Genomic DNA, 13,944 nt, shown 5'->3' with positions numbered 1-13,944 from the left:
TATTCGGCTAACGGTAAAGTTACAAACAAAAAAAGTGCCTCCACAGGAGTTAACAAACTTTAACCTGCAAGCCCTACTCTCCAAGGTAAATTTGCTTGTAGAAATCCATGTAATCGGTAATGTTTTTTTCCTCCATGAAAATCCCGAAATTCTCTTCCGTGATAAGGAAATTACGGTAGCTGCCCTGACCCAGCGGAGTAAAAAGATCGCGGTTTTGCACAACAGTACGGAAATAGCGGGTAGCTGTTTCTTTGTCGGGGAAACCGCTTACCACAATATTTTCGCGGAATTCGTCGAGCGGCTGTTCTTCGATAACCAGGTTCAGCGAGTCGTCACTTAGCGAGTTGAACTGCTCAATTCCGCTAATAAATTCTGCTTTCTGAACTCCTTCAATCGGAATTACAAACACGAAGAGGTGTGGTTTCTCAATTTCCAGGTTATAGGGCCCGGTATATTCTTCCGGTTCTTCCTGAACCACCTGTTCTGTTTCAGTTGTTTCTGCTGCCTCAACAGGTTCGGTGGCCCGGGTCTCTGTAGCGCCCCGCTGCGACTGATCGCGGTTTACGTAATTATTACGGAAGAACCCGATGTAATCATCCACATTCTCTTCTTCCATCAACGTTTCAAGGTTTTCTTCGGTAATCAGGAAATTCCGGTAAGTTGTTCTACCAAGCGGTTCGAATAAATCGCGGTTCAACACTACGCTCCGGAAATAAGACATGGATTCGTTAAGCGATGGAATCCCCTGCACGATGAGCAGCTGGTAATCGCCTGATGTTTGCAACTCCTGTCCCAAATTCCAGCTTCTGAACTCGTTGCGATTAAACTCTGCAAAACCTCTCAGCGCCTGTCGCATCGACAAACCGAGATCTTTCACCGCCAGAACAAACAGTTGTGTGGTATCGATATCGGTGGTAAAAAGTCCTTCCTGTCCGGCACCGGTTTCAACCACTACAAATTCGCCCCGTTCACGCAGCATTTCCTCTTCTTCGCGGGCTTTGGCCATCATCTCTTCGGGTGAAAGTTCAGGTGCTTCGTCGCTGAAATCAGAACCAATATAGCGGCTGTAGTTTTTAACAAAAAATTTGAGGTAATCGGCAATTGATTGCTCCGATAAAATTTGCCTGTAATTGGTTGAAGAAATGGCAAAATTAACGTAGTCACCATCGCTGAGGGTTTGGAAAACCGGCGCATTGCGAATAATTGCCCGGTGATAAATCACCCCGTTTTCTTTATTTTCGAGGGCGCGAACAACCACGAGGCTCAGCTCCTCATTCAGGTTTTCGGTTTCAATATCAAAATCTTTCCGGGTATAATGGTCGATGTTGTAGTTGGCAATATCGAACCTGAGCCGGTTCATATCAATGTCAGCACTGCGCGGATATGCAATTACAAAGTAGTGCAGCAAGTCTTCCTCGTACGAAAATTTTCCGCCAAACTCGTCATCCTCCATTCTGTCTTCCATCAGTACTTCTTCATTCTGTATCTCCTCGTTGATGTAGCCCATGTCCACAAGTTTCTGGTAATCGGCAAGGGTACTGTCCTGAATCAGAGTAAGAATCTCGGTAGCCAGCGGTGTGGGTTCGGCTGCAGGGTATTGCTGAATATAGTTTTCAAGCAGACTTTCAAAATTATGAATGTCGGTTTGAGTTCCCTGCGCTATGGTGCCCATAAAATCAATTTTGGGAAGCACCACACTGTCGGGTTCCAGCTCTTTCATCGAGTTGGTGAGTGAAATCACATTGCGGTAATTGCCCGAGCGGTAGCTCTGAAATGTTTGTTCGTAAAGGCTGTTCAAACTGTCGGTACGAGCCTCCATTTCAACAAAAAAATTGGGATTGGTAAGGTACTGCGCATATTTACTGTCGGGGAACTGCGATATAATCAGGTTGCGGTAATAATTTGCCCGTTCGGTGTTGCCCATCAACTCATACAAATCGTATAAATCGAAATAGGAAGACAGCACGTAATCATTCTCGGGATAGCGCTCAATCAGCTCTTCGAAAGCTTCGGCCGATCGTTCGTAGTTTGAAAATTCCGATTTATAAATTTTCCCGGCATTATACAGTGCATCGATAATGCGCTGGTGCGAAATTTCCATAAGCGAATCAGTGAGCGGCAAGTCCTGGGTGTAAAATTCCTTTTTCAACGGATCATCCACCTTAATTTCCATTTGTGCCGAGTCAGCCTGTGCAAATTCATCCATTTCACCCTCAGTGAAAGTTCCCTTGTTGGAACGCCGCCAGTTATCTTCCAGTTGCCGCTGTCCCCATCGCTGACGAAAAGTAACCCGCCCGTACGAAACAGTTTGCGGATTGTAAAAATACCATCCGGCGCCCTGCTGCCCGCTTCCCATGCCCATTCGGTAGCGGTTTGAGCGGTAGTAGCCCTGGCTGCGCTGATCCTGCATGGCCAGGTTTTCGGCATTTCGCTGGCGTTCCTGTTCTTCGCGCATCAGCCGGGCAATCAGCGATTCGCGTTCCATCTCGGGCATTTGCGCAATTTGCTGCAGGCTGTCCTCCCGTTCCACGGTCATTAAATTATCAGTAAGATTGGTAAGACTGCGGTATTTTGACTGCAGCGAATTGTAATTGGGGTAGGTTTCGTCTATAATAATCATGGCACTATCGTAGTAGGCCTGTGCCTCGCGGTATTTTAAATCCTCAAAATACAAATCGGCAAGCGTAATGGCCGACTGTGCCCGCTGAAACTGATTGTTGAAACTGGTTGCCACCGAGCTCCGGTAACTGTCAATGGCCTCGTCGCGGTTACCCTCTGTTAGCTGAATGTTCCCGAGGGCATAGTAAATCTGATCGCGAAATTCAACGTTTTTCTTGTCGCGCAACATTTTACGCAACTCTTTTTTATTCTCTTCCAGATTCCCTTCTCCTGAGAACGTACCTGCGGCATTCACTTTTGCATTGAACGCCATTTTATAATCGGGGTTCATTTTGGTAACGGCTTCGTATGCCTCTGCTGCCAAAAGGGGCTTGCCAACTTCTTCGTACAACTGCGCTTCAATGTACTGGAGCCGAGCTTTATCTTTTCGCCAGAAAGTTTTTTCGAGGGCAATATCAATAAATTTAATGGCCTCATTGTATTCCTCCTGCTTCATGTAATAATCGGCAGTGGCAACGGCCAGTTCGCGCTCCAGCTTGCGCGGAAAATCAGGTTCTCCCTGAACCGTTTGTATCATCTCCGAAGCTTCGGCAAATCGTTCCAGTTCGGAATAACTTCGGATTAAAAAGATGTAGGCTTCATATTTTGCATCGCCATCGGGATATTTACGGAGAATGTAGGAAAGATTATCGATGGCCGCCATAAAATTGTGCTGATAATAATACGCCTTTCCCATAAGCAGGTAGCTGTCGTCAATCCAGGGGTTAAATTCCTCCTGGCTGGCAAACTCCTGGTACCTGCGGGTACGGCGGCGCCGGCGTTTAGGTTTGGCAGTTATGGAATGCAGTTCTATTAATTTCGATGCTTTAATCACCGCATTGTCCATATCCGACTTCACCAGGTTGGCCGCTGATGGATCACTGACCTTATAAATGGGAAGCAGACGCGTGTAATCATTCTCAATGCTTTCCTCAATTCGTTCCAGGCCATTTTCAAGGCTTTCGTTTCCGTTAAAGTAAACATTGTATTTTGAAGTTACCTTGTGAAATGTACGCGAAGCAAAGGTGTTCTTTTCAGTAGAACACCTCTGGAAAAGCGGCACTAACAAAAGTAGCAGCAGTACCCCGATGGTATGTGAAAAATAGCGCTTCAAACAGTAATTTTAACCAGCTTTAGGAATAAACTCATTTTCGGGTAGAATATTGTAAAACATCCTTCACTTTTATTCCCTTGCGGGGACACAAAAATAATAATTTTTGCAGTGCTGCAATTTCGGTCATCTACGGGATGGCTAAAAACTATTTTTTTCAGACATCTCCTATTTCCGGGTAATTTTCACCTTTTTGGTTGGTGCCCTTTCAATGTTGCGCAAATGCACCTGGTGAACAAGGCTTTTTGCCACATCGTCAAAGGCCATTCCGGTCACCGAATCGGGATGGGTTGCTGATGGATTGCCTTCGTCGCCCCCTTCGCGGATGCTTTGCACGATGGGTATTTGGCCCAGCAATTTCAATCCCAGTTTTTCGGCCAGTTTTTTGCCGCCGTCCTGCCCGAAAATGTAGTACTTGTTTTCAGGCAGTTCGGCCGGGGTAAACCAGGCCATATTTTCTACCAGCCCAAGCACCGGCACATCAATAGATTTACTCTGGAACATGCTGGCACCGCGCACCACATCGGCCAGTGCCACATCCTGCGGAGTGGTTACAATAATTGCCCCGGTTACCGGAACGGTTTGCACCAGTGTTAAATGAATATCGCTGGTTCCGGGTGGCAGGTCGATGAGCAGGTAGTCGAGCTCGCCCCAGTGGGCATCCATCATGAGCTGTTTCAGTGCATTGGATGCCATTGGCCCGCGCCAGATAACAGCGCTGTCGGTATCCACAAAAAAGCCAATGGAAAGAAATTTTACGCCGTATTTTTCAACCGGATGTATCATGTCGCGCCCGTCGATTTTCTCGCCTGTGGGACGGGCACCTTCCGCGCCAAACATTTTGGGGATGGATGGCCCGAAAATATCTGCATCAATCAACCCCACTTTAAATCCCTGTTGCGCCAGTGCCACCGCGGTATTAACAGCTACGGTAGATTTCCCCACGCCGCCTTTGCCCGATGCAACGGCTATGATGTTTTTCACGCCAGGCAGTACAGGACGCTCCATATCGTGCAAAAACTTTACGGTGATGTTGTCTTCAATCTCCACCTCATCGCCAAGGTATTTTTTCAGGGCATTTTCGCAGGCAATCACCAGCGGTTTAATGTTGGGGTCGTTGCTTTTCTGAAAAACCAGTGAAAAACTCACGCGTTTCCCGGCAATCCTGATTTCCTGCACCATATCGAGCGAAACAATGTCTTCTTCGCTGTCGGGGTATTTAATGGTGCGTAGTGCGTCGGTTACGTTTTTGGGGACAATTAATTTATTCGGTATATCTGACATAACAATCCTGTTTTTAAATGAATTGCAAAATTAAAAAATATCCGGGTGAAAGTGGTGCGTTGCAAGAATTTATTTAGAGTGATTCTAAATATTTTGGACTGGAAATTTCATAATTTTTAATACATTTATCTACAAAATATAAAAAGGAGATAATTGGATCAGAAGAGAAAACATGGATTACTGCATTTATGAAAGAAACATTTTTCCCAAATAAAATCATTCATATAATTGGTTTACTCTTTGCTTCATTATTGCTTACAATGCCTTTTTTCTTTTTTGTTGGTGCTAATTCGAATACAGGAAGCGAGTTGCATCAAACGATTTTTTTTGTATTGGTATGTTTTGTTTTTATTGGTATTACTTATTGGATTAACTACCGCAAAAAACAACGATTCAGCTGGAACTTCAAAATTATAAACAACCGGCTTCTTTATTTAATGTTGGTCTTACTTTTTGCCTTTTCTGTTGGAATTAATAAACCTGTCAATACTTTTATTGAGCAAATACTTCAAAACGAAACCGAAATTTCTAATCCATTTAACAGGCCATTTTTTGCTTTCGGGGCAGTACTAATTGCCCCGATTTTGGAAGAAATAATTTTCAGGGGTATCATATTAAGAGGACTGTTGACAAGATACTCGCCCAAATATGCAATAGTTTTTTCTGCCCTCATTTTCGGATTAATACACGGAAAACCACTACAGATATGGGGAGCTTTTATTATCGGGTTAATCTTTGGTTGGATTTATTATAAAACTCAAAGTATTGGAACAACAATTTTACTTCATGCCTTTTTAAACCTAACTGTTCTGCTTACCAATTACTTACTCTTTGAATACGCAATTTTAGATTCATTGACTTTACATATTTTTCTTTTGTCTATTTCAATCCCAGTAATTTATCTGGCTGCAAAACATCTTATTTCAAAACTAAACACAATAAAAAATGAAAAAACTAATTAACATTATTGCAGGACTAATAGCAGGAGTTGCTCCTTTTGTAATTGCAATAATTATTGGAGTATTAATTTACAACGAGCTGCAAAATCTGGCAGGGATTATTATTTGTGTAATTTTAGGACTGCTGGCGGTTTGGATTGGAATCCGGATTTTTCAAAAAGTTCAGCGCAATGGTTTTTTTGATTCTATGACAGTTGTATATACTTCACCTGATTTGGATAATATTGAACCGACCAGCGACAGTGAAACAAAAAAAAGAACCCCAAAAGAATTGGCGGAATTAAATCATAAAAATCAACATCTGTGTAAAGGAGGCACCCTAAGGATATTTGGAGACTGGCATAGCGAACCGAACCAAAACCCATTGAAAATAACCAGTATCGACTATGACGAACTAAAAAAACAGATGGTAATAGATTTTTCTCCAGATGCGACCATCGTAATCGATGAACCGGGGCCCGTTTTAGAATCTCCGTCAATATTGAAAATTTTGTCGGCCAAAAGAATTAAACTTGAATTCCGGCATAATAATTCAACATCAAAGAAAAGCTACTATAAAACCTACGTGTTAGCTAAAAACAAAATAAAAACAGAAACTAATATTGATTGGACAAAGCAAAAAAGTGATGCGACAATTGGGCAGGATGCACTCATACTATTCAATTAAAAAGAAAATGAACGGCCCTGCGAAATCTGCGACGACAACTTACAATTTTTCGCTTGCAAACCTATAAATCAACGTATTCAGAAAATGACTTTTAAGAACATACCTAAAATAAAAAATGAAAAGACCAGAAGTATAGTAAATGCTTTGTTTCTTATAACCTGCTGCTATTTAATACAGGTTGTTTTTACAATTTCAGCTCTTGTCTTTTCTCATTATGTTCTTAATGATGATTTTATAAATCTGTATGCTTTTATTTTTGTAGCCTATTTAATGGAAATACCTGTTATAATCTATTTCCTTAAAAAATGGAACCTAAATTTAATGCAGGAAATAAAACCAATCAGTTTCGGCGTTTCATTAATTCTGCTGCTAACCAGTTTGGTTATTTTCCTGTTTAACCCGGTTATTTCAGAACCTGTCGCTTATTTCGAAAATTTAATGATGGGGAAAATAATGGTATTTATTCCCCGAAAAATTGAAGTTGACTATCTTTTTATATTAACATTCTTCAGTTATGTAATTGTGGCTCCAATCATTGAAGAAATTGTTTACAGAGGCATTGTTTTCAACTATTTAAAAAGAACTTTCAATTTAATGCCGGCCATTATCATATCGAGCGTTCTGTTTGCACTTTTTCATTTTGATTTTTCAGGAGAAGGAGTAATTAAACTTATATCCGGATTTGCTTTTTGTATCGCATACCACAAAACTAAATCAATCGCTGCTCCAATCCTTTTCCACATTTTTATAAACTTAATAAGTCAATTGACTACAGAACAGGTTATTGAAGCAAGTGCAGTAAATATTTCCAGGTATATCCCACTGGTCATTTTTGGAATTTTTTTCACTTTCTTTCTTATAAAAGAGATGGTTAAGAAAGTTGAAACTCCGGAAAATACATTTGAGGATGAAAAGGAATAAAGTAAAAAACCATGCCCATAGGACGTGGTGACTTTGGGATAACCCTAAAAGGGATAAATTACTAATTGGAATCGTTCATATTCCCGGTTTTTGGGCAGCTTGCAGCCGTCAGGCTATCGGGCACCTGTTCAATTTGAACATGTATTACAAAAAAGGAGTGTCGTAATCCGCCCCCTAATTTGACGTATTTACATACACAAAATAATAAAATACCTTTTTATCTTTGAACTGGCAAAAGTAATTTACATTCAGACATCTAAAATTAAAGCTATGCAAACAATCACAGTAGAAGCAAGTATCGGAGTTCCCGTTGAAAAAGCGTGGAACTTGTGGAACAGCCCACAACACATTGTAAACTGGAATTTCGCAGTGGATGACTGGCATTGCCCCACCGCCGAAAATGATTTACGTGTGGGCGGAAAATTAAACGCGCGTATGGAGGCCAAAGACGGAAGTATCGGGTTCGATTTTGAAGGGATTTACGATGAAGTAAAACCCAACACACGGATTGCCTATACCCTCGGGGATGGCAGAAAAGTGTCGGTTAACTTCAAAAGTAACGGCGCTTCCACAACAATAACCGAAATTTTCGACGCAGAAAATGCCAACCCGGTTGAGATGCAACGCCAGGGCTGGCAAGCTATCCTCGATAATTTTAAAAAATATGCAGAGCACTTATAATGCCTGCCTCAAAGCGCTGAACAAACTGAAAGAAATTTGTGAAGTTTAATATTCAACCATTAAAAAACAATTATTATGGCAAGCGTTAGCACTTATTTGAATTTTACCCGCAACACCGAAGAAGCGTTCAATTTTTACAAATCGGTTTTTGGCACTGAGTTTATGGGCGACGGAATTATCCGTTTCAAAGATATCCCGCCCGGGGACGAAATGGGCCCTCTTCCGGAGGAGGACCAAAACCTGGTGATGCACGTCACACTCCCCATTCTCGACGGCCACTATTTAATGGGCACAGATGCCCCTGAATCGTTGGATTTTAAGCTAAATCCAGGAAACAATATGTATATCAACCTGATGCCCGACACCAGGGAAGAGACCAGTCGGTTGTTCAAAGCCCTATCCGAAGGTGGCGAGGTGGAAACCGAACTGCAGGACATGTTTTGGGGCGATTATTACGGAAGCTGCAAAGACAAATTCGGTGTACATTGGATGTTTAACTGTTCGGAAAAAAGTCCGTCATGAAACAACAGATTTATCCGTGTCTTTGGTTTAACCAACAGGCCAAAGAAGCAGCAGAATTTTACTGTGTTGTGTTCGGTGCCGAAATTACCGACGAAAACCACTTTGTCTCCACATTTGAGGCCGCCGGGCAAAAGTTTATGTGCCTCAACGGCGGGCCGGAGTTTACGCCCAACCCGTCCATCTCCTTTTATGTAACCTGCGAAAGTGAGACGGAAGTTGAAAATGCATGGGCTAAACTATCGGACGGAGGGAAGGCACTGATGCCACTCGACAAATATCCATGGAGCCCAAAATACGGTTGGATTCAGGACAAGTACGGCGTTAGCTGGCAACTGGCGTTTGGGAAAATGGAAGATGTGGGACAGAAATTCTCTCCCACGCTTATGTTTACGGGCGAAAAAGCCGGGAAAGCTAAAGAAGCCATCGGGTATTATACATCGATATTCAAAAACTCATCCGTTACCGGAATTATGAAATATGGAGCCGGGGAAGGCGATATAGAAGGCCATGTAAAACACGCCCAGTTCAGCATCGATGGTTATGTGATGATGACAATGGACAGTTCCCAGCCACATGGGTTCGGGTTCAACGAAGGCATTTCGCTGGTAGTGGAATGCGAAACACAAGAGGAGATCGATTATTACTGGAAAAAAATGTCGGCTGTGCCTGAAGCCGAACAATGCGGCTGGTTGAAAGACAAATACGGGATTTCGTGGCAAATCGTTCCGGCTATGTTGCAAAAACTCATAAATGATCCTGAAAAAGGGCAGGCTGTTGTTCAGGCCTTCATGCAAATGAAAAAGTTTGAAATTGACAAATTGCTGGCAGCGGCGGAGGGTAATTAAAAAACAAAAAGCTTAGTCAATCCTGTAACTCCTTCATCGGATCCCAGAAGTGGGTTTTAAAATCGATGATTTGATCGTTTATAACTTTCACACCTTCGTTTTCGAGCAGTTCCTGCATGGCATCGGGCGTGTCGAAATGGTGTTTCCCGGTGAGCAGCCCGTTGCGGTTGACCACCCGGTGGGCCGGCACATAATCAGCATGGCTGTGGGCAGCATTCATGGCCCACCCCACCATGCGCGCGGCACCTCCGGCACCCAAATATTTTGCAATGGCACCATAGGAAGTTACACGCCCGGGAGGAATCAACTTCACCACTTCGTAAACTTTTTCAAAAAAATCGCTCATGTTTTTGAAATACCAATTATCAATTCCCAAATTACAAATAAATTCCAAACCATAAACTTCAATCAAACCGCACCAATGTCTGGAATTTGCATTTTGGGTAGTTGAAATTTATTTGATTTTTGGTGTGCTTGCTGTCTGTTATTTTCACTCATTCATTTCCCTCGCACTTCTCCCAAAGCTCCGGTATTCATCTCTTTCTATTGCAATTTCAGGTTCTTCGAGTTCGGCGTCATTTAACTGAAAAGCCAGGTACTTTATATTAATCCCGCGGCTGAGCCACTGCTTTTCATAAAATGTTTTTATCTGCAGTGTTTCGTCCTGCATTTCCGACTCATAAAGGTTATCGGTTTCAGCCAGGATTTCAAAATTATTTTTATGTGCCAACTCACGGGTGTAGTTAAACTGAAAATTGCTGTCGGTTTTCAGATGGATAGTGCCGGATTTCTTCAGAAAACTTTTGTACTTATTAAAAAAGAAGGTGGAAGTGAGCCGCTTTCTGCTTTTCTTCATTTGCGGATCGGGAAAAGTGAGCCAGATTTCCTCCACCTCGCCGGGCCCGAAAAACTGATCGATAATTTCGATGTTGGTACGCAGGAACGCCACGTTTTTCAACTCTTTTTGCAAGGCAATTTTGGCACCTTTCCACAAACGTGCCCCTTTAATATCGACACCGATGAAATTTTTCTCCTGGAACCGCCCGCCCAGCTCCACGGTATATTCTCCTTTACCGCAGCCCAGCTCCAAAACAATAGGATTTTCATTTTTAAAAAATCGGATCGCCCATTCCCCTTTCAGATGAAAATCGTTATGCCCGACAGCATTATACGGAGCCTGAACAACATGTTCAAAGGTTTTCATCTCTTCAAACTTTGCCAGCTTATTTTTGCTCACAACTCAATACTATTTTTACTATTTTACTTAAAAATTACCTGTCTGGTGGTTTAATTTACTTTTTCAACGCTGAACCCCACATCGTGAATTCCGCGGAGTGTCTCTTCACGCATGCCATGCTGGATTTTCACAGTGTATTCGCCCGACACCGGGAAATAGACATTTCGCCGGAAAATAGCCTGACGCGTTTTCAGTTTTCCGATTCCGTCGCCAAGCCATTTTCCTGAAGGTTCGGCCAACACCATTTGAAACGTATCTTTCATCGTTTCGCCATCGGGCTGGATAATCTCCACGAAAAGCCAGAGGTTGCTGTAATTGTATGTTGTTTCGTTTCGCACATTTACCCGCAAATTGTGGTTTTGCAGCGTGTCGGTTACCGGAACGGTAAAAACAACCAGCGAATCTTTGTGCCACTGTGCATCAGGTATGGCGTTATATTTACCGAAAACCTGCGTCTGGTCGCACGAAATGCCCACCGCTGCTGCAATAACGAATACAAAAAAACGAATAAGAAATTTATACATGGTCGTTTAATCTTGTTTAACGTTTGCGGGGATTTCGGTTCTTGTTATGGTTTTTATTTTTGTTGTAATTGCGCCTTTTCTTTTTACGCAATTTCTTTTTTGGCCGGTTAAAACGATCGAGATCTTCTTCGCCTACCGTGTTGTGAAACATCTCGTCTTTTTGTTTCGACACTTCCAGTGTTTCAGAAATAAGCTTTTCAGGCTTTTTCCCGTTTCGGTTCATTTTTATAACCCGTTTTACTTTTTCAACCGGCAAGGCAATCAGGGACGAAGGAGTATCGCCTTTTTGACAGTACCAAAAGATTCTTTTAAAAATATCGGCTTTAATAAATTCAAAGGTGGCAAATTCCGTTTCGAGCGGAATATTGGTAGGCGGAAAATCTTTCTGTGCATCCATATAGGTATCCACTTCAAAGTTGAGGCAGCATTTCAGCTTGCCACACTGCCCGGCCAGTTTTTGCGGATTGAGCGAGATATCCTGATAGCGGGCGGCGTTAGTGGTTACCGATACAAAGTTACAAATCCAGGTGGCGCAGCAAAGTTCGCGTCCACAAGGCCCCACGCCGCCAATCCGGCCGGCTTCCTGGCGTGCGCCAATTTGCTTCATTTCAATCCGGATATGAAATCTTTCGGCCAGTATTCTTATGAGCTGCCTGAAATCGACCCGCCCGTCGGCGATGTAGTAAAAAATGGCTTTGGTGCGATCGCCCTGAAATTCCACATCGCCAATTTTCATATCCAGTTTTAAATCGGAAGCAATCTTCCGCGATTCAATCATGGTTTCGTATTCCAGCGAGATGGCTTCTTTCCATTTGTCGATATCCTGCGGTTTAGCCTGGCGGTACACTTTCCGCAGTTCGCCGTTAATGGTAGTCACCTTGTGTTTTTTCATCTGCTCGCTCACCAGCTCACCGGTAAGCGAAACAATGCCTATATCATGTCCGGGATTGGCTTCAACAGCCACTATATCGCCTGCTTCGAGTTTTAAATTATTTACATTCCTGTAAAAATCTTTGCGGGTATTTTTAAAGCGTACTTCAACAATACCATCGGTACTGCCGGTACTTACAACATCTTTCATCCAATCGGTAACTTGCAGTTTTGCACAGCTATCCTGATGTTTTTTGCATACTCCCCTTTCTATCAAATCCACGTTTGCCATAAAAATCAGTTCTGGGTAATGTGTTAATTTAAAAAAATATACAGCATAATAACAGCATTACATTTCACAAAAATAATGATTAATACCAATTTAAGGTTGAAAACGATTCTTTTTAAATTGATTATAAAATAGCAGAAATGGATTTTCTGAAATCTATATTGTTTCGATAATTGGTTTTTCAGCTTTTTGAATTTATTTGCCCGAAGGACTCCAAGGAAGAAATTTAATTTTTGTCATTTGGTGTCTTACGCAAAGACAATGTATTACAGGAACCTTCAATTAACAACACTTCGTTAAAAAATATTGGTAACTATTTGAAAAATGAGTGAAATAAGCCATCATGATATTTGATTAAACCCCTGGCAATCAATATATTTTAATGGATTTTACCACAAATCTGTTACAGAATGACTACCAGGGGATATAATAATTATAATTCGTTAATTATCAGAATATTAAACAAAATATCAGTTTTTAACAAATGCAGGAAAGACTTTTTCTGCGAAGTCGTTATCCTTTTGCTTTCCATTAAAGGGCGTGTCAACTTTTTACAGCTTGGCCGCTATGGAAATTTCAAAGAACAAAGATACCGACAACAATTTGAAAAAACCTTTTCCCTGGCTCGATTTTAACAAAGAACTTGCCCTTTCGCATGGTGGCAGCCGGTTTGTAATCGCATTTGACCCGAGCTACATCAATAAATCAGGGAAGAAAAACACCAGGTGTGGACTGGTACTGGTCTGGTTGTGCAGGACAGGCAAAATGGGGCCTTGAAATTGGCGGCCTTGCAGCCATCGATTTGGACAACCACCCCGCATTCCTCCTTGAAGCTGTTCAAATACTGATAGAAGACAAGCAACGGGCCAGCCTGACCGATTGGTATGTAAACGTTATAAAAGAACGAAAAGAAAAAATAAAAGGGTCTTTTGGGAGAGAAAGGTTCCCTTCACAGCAATTTAAAGATCTGATTACCAATCATCATCAGAATCCTCAAAGTTATTATTTATCACTTGCTCTAATTCTGTAAAAACATTTTTAGAAAAAATTTCTGACTGATTTTTTATATCACTCCATACGGTATTATGATATTTTTTGCTCATCCCTGAATTTGTATATTCTTTCGCAGTTGTGATAATATCTAATTCACATGCATCGGGATTATCCGGAATTACAGTATGATTGAAATTTGAAAGTACAACTTTAAATCTATAATTTTTGATACAATACTTCGTTAAAAATGTGGATAACTATTTGAAAATGAGCAAAATAAGTATTTAAAATATTTGATTAAACCCCTGATAATCAGTATCTTAATGGATTTTACCACAAATCTGTTATAGAATGACTACCAGGGGATATAATAATTATAATTC

The 13,944-nt window shown here is 41.8% G+C and carries 14 protein-coding genes; 8 read left to right on the top strand and 6 right to left on the bottom strand.

All coding sequences use genetic code 11. The annotated features are described in order from the left end of the window. Positions 1-73: 73 nt before the first annotated feature. Both porW and BUC07_RS12905 read right to left on the bottom strand, forming a co-directional pair. Complete coding sequence (porW, locus tag BUC07_RS12910) at positions 74-3,772, bottom strand: type IX secretion system periplasmic lipoprotein PorW/SprE (protein WP_139279576.1); 3,699 nt, start codon at positions 3,770-3,772, stop codon at positions 74-76. A 165-nt stretch (positions 3,773-3,937) separates the two neighbouring features. Beyond that, positions 3,938-5,053, bottom strand: coding sequence for an Mrp/NBP35 family ATP-binding protein (locus BUC07_RS12905; RefSeq protein WP_073170127.1), 1,116 nt, complete (start codon positions 5,051-5,053; stop codon positions 3,938-3,940). Positions 5,054-5,241: 188 nt separating this feature from the next. Between BUC07_RS12905 and BUC07_RS12900 the strand changes: the two genes are divergently transcribed. The 6 genes from BUC07_RS12900 to BUC07_RS12875 all read left to right on the top strand — a co-directional run bounded on the left by BUC07_RS12900 (position 5,242) and on the right by BUC07_RS12875 (position 9,648). Next, entirely contained in the window at positions 5,242-6,015 is a 774-nt protein-coding gene (locus BUC07_RS12900) for a CPBP family intramembrane glutamic endopeptidase (RefSeq protein ID WP_073170125.1), read from the top strand. Further along, on the top strand, positions 5,999-6,679 hold the full coding sequence (locus tag BUC07_RS12895) for a hypothetical protein (protein ID WP_073170123.1): 681 nt from the start codon (positions 5,999-6,001) through the stop codon (positions 6,677-6,679). Before BUC07_RS12900 ends, BUC07_RS12895 begins: the two co-directional genes overlap by 17 nt. Positions 6,680-7,000: 321 nt before the next feature. Continuing rightward, the gene (locus BUC07_RS12890) at positions 7,001-7,600 is read left to right on the top strand and encodes a CPBP family intramembrane glutamic endopeptidase (RefSeq protein ID WP_175552532.1); all 600 of its coding nucleotides are present in this window, start codon (positions 7,001-7,003) and stop codon (positions 7,598-7,600) included. 270 nt (positions 7,601-7,870) lie between these two features. Beyond that, positions 7,871-8,281: an SRPBCC family protein gene (locus tag BUC07_RS12885; RefSeq protein ID WP_073170118.1), complete on the top strand. Its 411-nt coding sequence runs from the start codon at positions 7,871-7,873 to the stop codon at positions 8,279-8,281. Positions 8,282-8,356: 75 nt separating this feature from the next. Continuing rightward, entirely contained in the window at positions 8,357-8,803 is a 447-nt protein-coding gene (locus BUC07_RS12880) for a VOC family protein (protein WP_073170116.1), read from the top strand. Continuing rightward, a complete protein-coding gene (locus tag BUC07_RS12875; RefSeq protein WP_073170114.1) occupies positions 8,800-9,648 on the top strand; it encodes a VOC family protein in 849 nt (282 codons plus the stop codon). Before BUC07_RS12880 ends, BUC07_RS12875 begins: the two co-directional genes overlap by 4 nt. Positions 9,649-9,664: 16 nt before the next feature. On the opposite strand, the gene BUC07_RS12870 is transcribed toward BUC07_RS12875, so the two are convergent. The 4 genes from BUC07_RS12870 to BUC07_RS12855 all read right to left on the bottom strand — a co-directional run bounded on the left by BUC07_RS12870 (position 9,665) and on the right by BUC07_RS12855 (position 12,571). Next, positions 9,665-9,994 (bottom strand): MGMT family protein, encoded by a 330-nt coding sequence (locus BUC07_RS12870; protein WP_073170251.1) that lies wholly within the window; start codon positions 9,992-9,994, stop codon positions 9,665-9,667. Between the two features lie 144 nt (positions 9,995-10,138). Beyond that, the gene (trmB, locus tag BUC07_RS12865) at positions 10,139-10,885 is read right to left on the bottom strand and encodes a tRNA (guanosine(46)-N7)-methyltransferase TrmB (protein ID WP_073170112.1); all 747 of its coding nucleotides are present in this window, start codon (positions 10,883-10,885) and stop codon (positions 10,139-10,141) included. Positions 10,886-10,935: 50 nt separating this feature from the next. Beyond that, on the bottom strand, positions 10,936-11,409 hold the full coding sequence (locus BUC07_RS12860; RefSeq protein WP_073170110.1) for a gliding motility lipoprotein GldH: 474 nt from the start codon (positions 11,407-11,409) through the stop codon (positions 10,936-10,938). A gap of 16 nt (positions 11,410-11,425) precedes the next feature. Beyond that, entirely contained in the window at positions 11,426-12,571 is a 1,146-nt protein-coding gene (locus BUC07_RS12855) for a PSP1 domain-containing protein (RefSeq protein WP_073170108.1), read from the bottom strand. Positions 12,572-13,135: 564 nt separating this feature from the next. Here BUC07_RS12855 and BUC07_RS12850 point away from each other — a divergent pair. Both BUC07_RS12850 and BUC07_RS12845 read left to right on the top strand, forming a co-directional pair. After that, positions 13,136-13,345 carry a hypothetical protein gene (locus BUC07_RS12850; protein ID WP_073170106.1) on the top strand — a complete coding sequence of 70 codons (210 nt, stop codon included), beginning with the start codon at positions 13,136-13,138 and terminating at the stop codon, positions 13,343-13,345. Then, positions 13,296-13,598: a hypothetical protein gene (locus BUC07_RS12845; protein WP_139279575.1), complete on the top strand. Its 303-nt coding sequence runs from the start codon at positions 13,296-13,298 to the stop codon at positions 13,596-13,598. The genes BUC07_RS12850 and BUC07_RS12845 overlap by 50 nt, the downstream gene beginning before the upstream one ends. The last annotated feature ends 346 nt before the right edge of the window (positions 13,599-13,944 follow it).

This window comes from Tangfeifania diversioriginum (assembly GCF_900141875.1).
Classification (GTDB): domain Bacteria; phylum Bacteroidota; class Bacteroidia; order Bacteroidales; family Prolixibacteraceae; genus Tangfeifania; species Tangfeifania diversioriginum.
Note: the sequence above shows the minus strand (reverse complement) of the source record. Positions and strands in the feature narration are given on the sequence as shown.

Excerpts from the sequence above, each read along its gene's own strand:
- BUC07_RS12905 (WP_073170127.1), bottom strand. The coding sequence starts at position 5,053 with ATGTCAGATATACCGAATAAATTAATTGTCCCCAAAAACGTAACCGAC.
- BUC07_RS12900 (WP_073170125.1), top strand. The coding sequence starts at position 5,242 with ATGAAAGAAACATTTTTCCCAAATAAAATCATTCATATAATTGGTTTA.
- BUC07_RS12895 (WP_073170123.1), top strand. The coding sequence starts at position 5,999 with ATGAAAAAACTAATTAACATTATTGCAGGACTAATAGCAGGAGTTGCT.
- BUC07_RS12890 (WP_175552532.1), top strand. The coding sequence starts at position 7,001 with ATGCAGGAAATAAAACCAATCAGTTTCGGCGTTTCATTAATTCTGCTG.
- BUC07_RS12885 (WP_073170118.1), top strand. The coding sequence starts at position 7,871 with ATGCAAACAATCACAGTAGAAGCAAGTATCGGAGTTCCCGTTGAAAAA.
- BUC07_RS12880 (WP_073170116.1), top strand. The coding sequence starts at position 8,357 with ATGGCAAGCGTTAGCACTTATTTGAATTTTACCCGCAACACCGAAGAA.
- BUC07_RS12875 (WP_073170114.1), top strand. The coding sequence starts at position 8,800 with ATGAAACAACAGATTTATCCGTGTCTTTGGTTTAACCAACAGGCCAAA.
- BUC07_RS12870 (WP_073170251.1), bottom strand. The coding sequence starts at position 9,994 with ATGAGCGATTTTTTTGAAAAAGTTTACGAAGTGGTGAAGTTGATTCCT.
- BUC07_RS12860 (WP_073170110.1), bottom strand. The coding sequence starts at position 11,409 with ATGTATAAATTTCTTATTCGTTTTTTTGTATTCGTTATTGCAGCAGCG.
- BUC07_RS12855 (WP_073170108.1), bottom strand. The coding sequence starts at position 12,571 with ATGGCAAACGTGGATTTGATAGAAAGGGGAGTATGCAAAAAACATCAG.
- BUC07_RS12850 (WP_073170106.1), top strand. The coding sequence starts at position 13,136 with ATGGAAATTTCAAAGAACAAAGATACCGACAACAATTTGAAAAAACCT.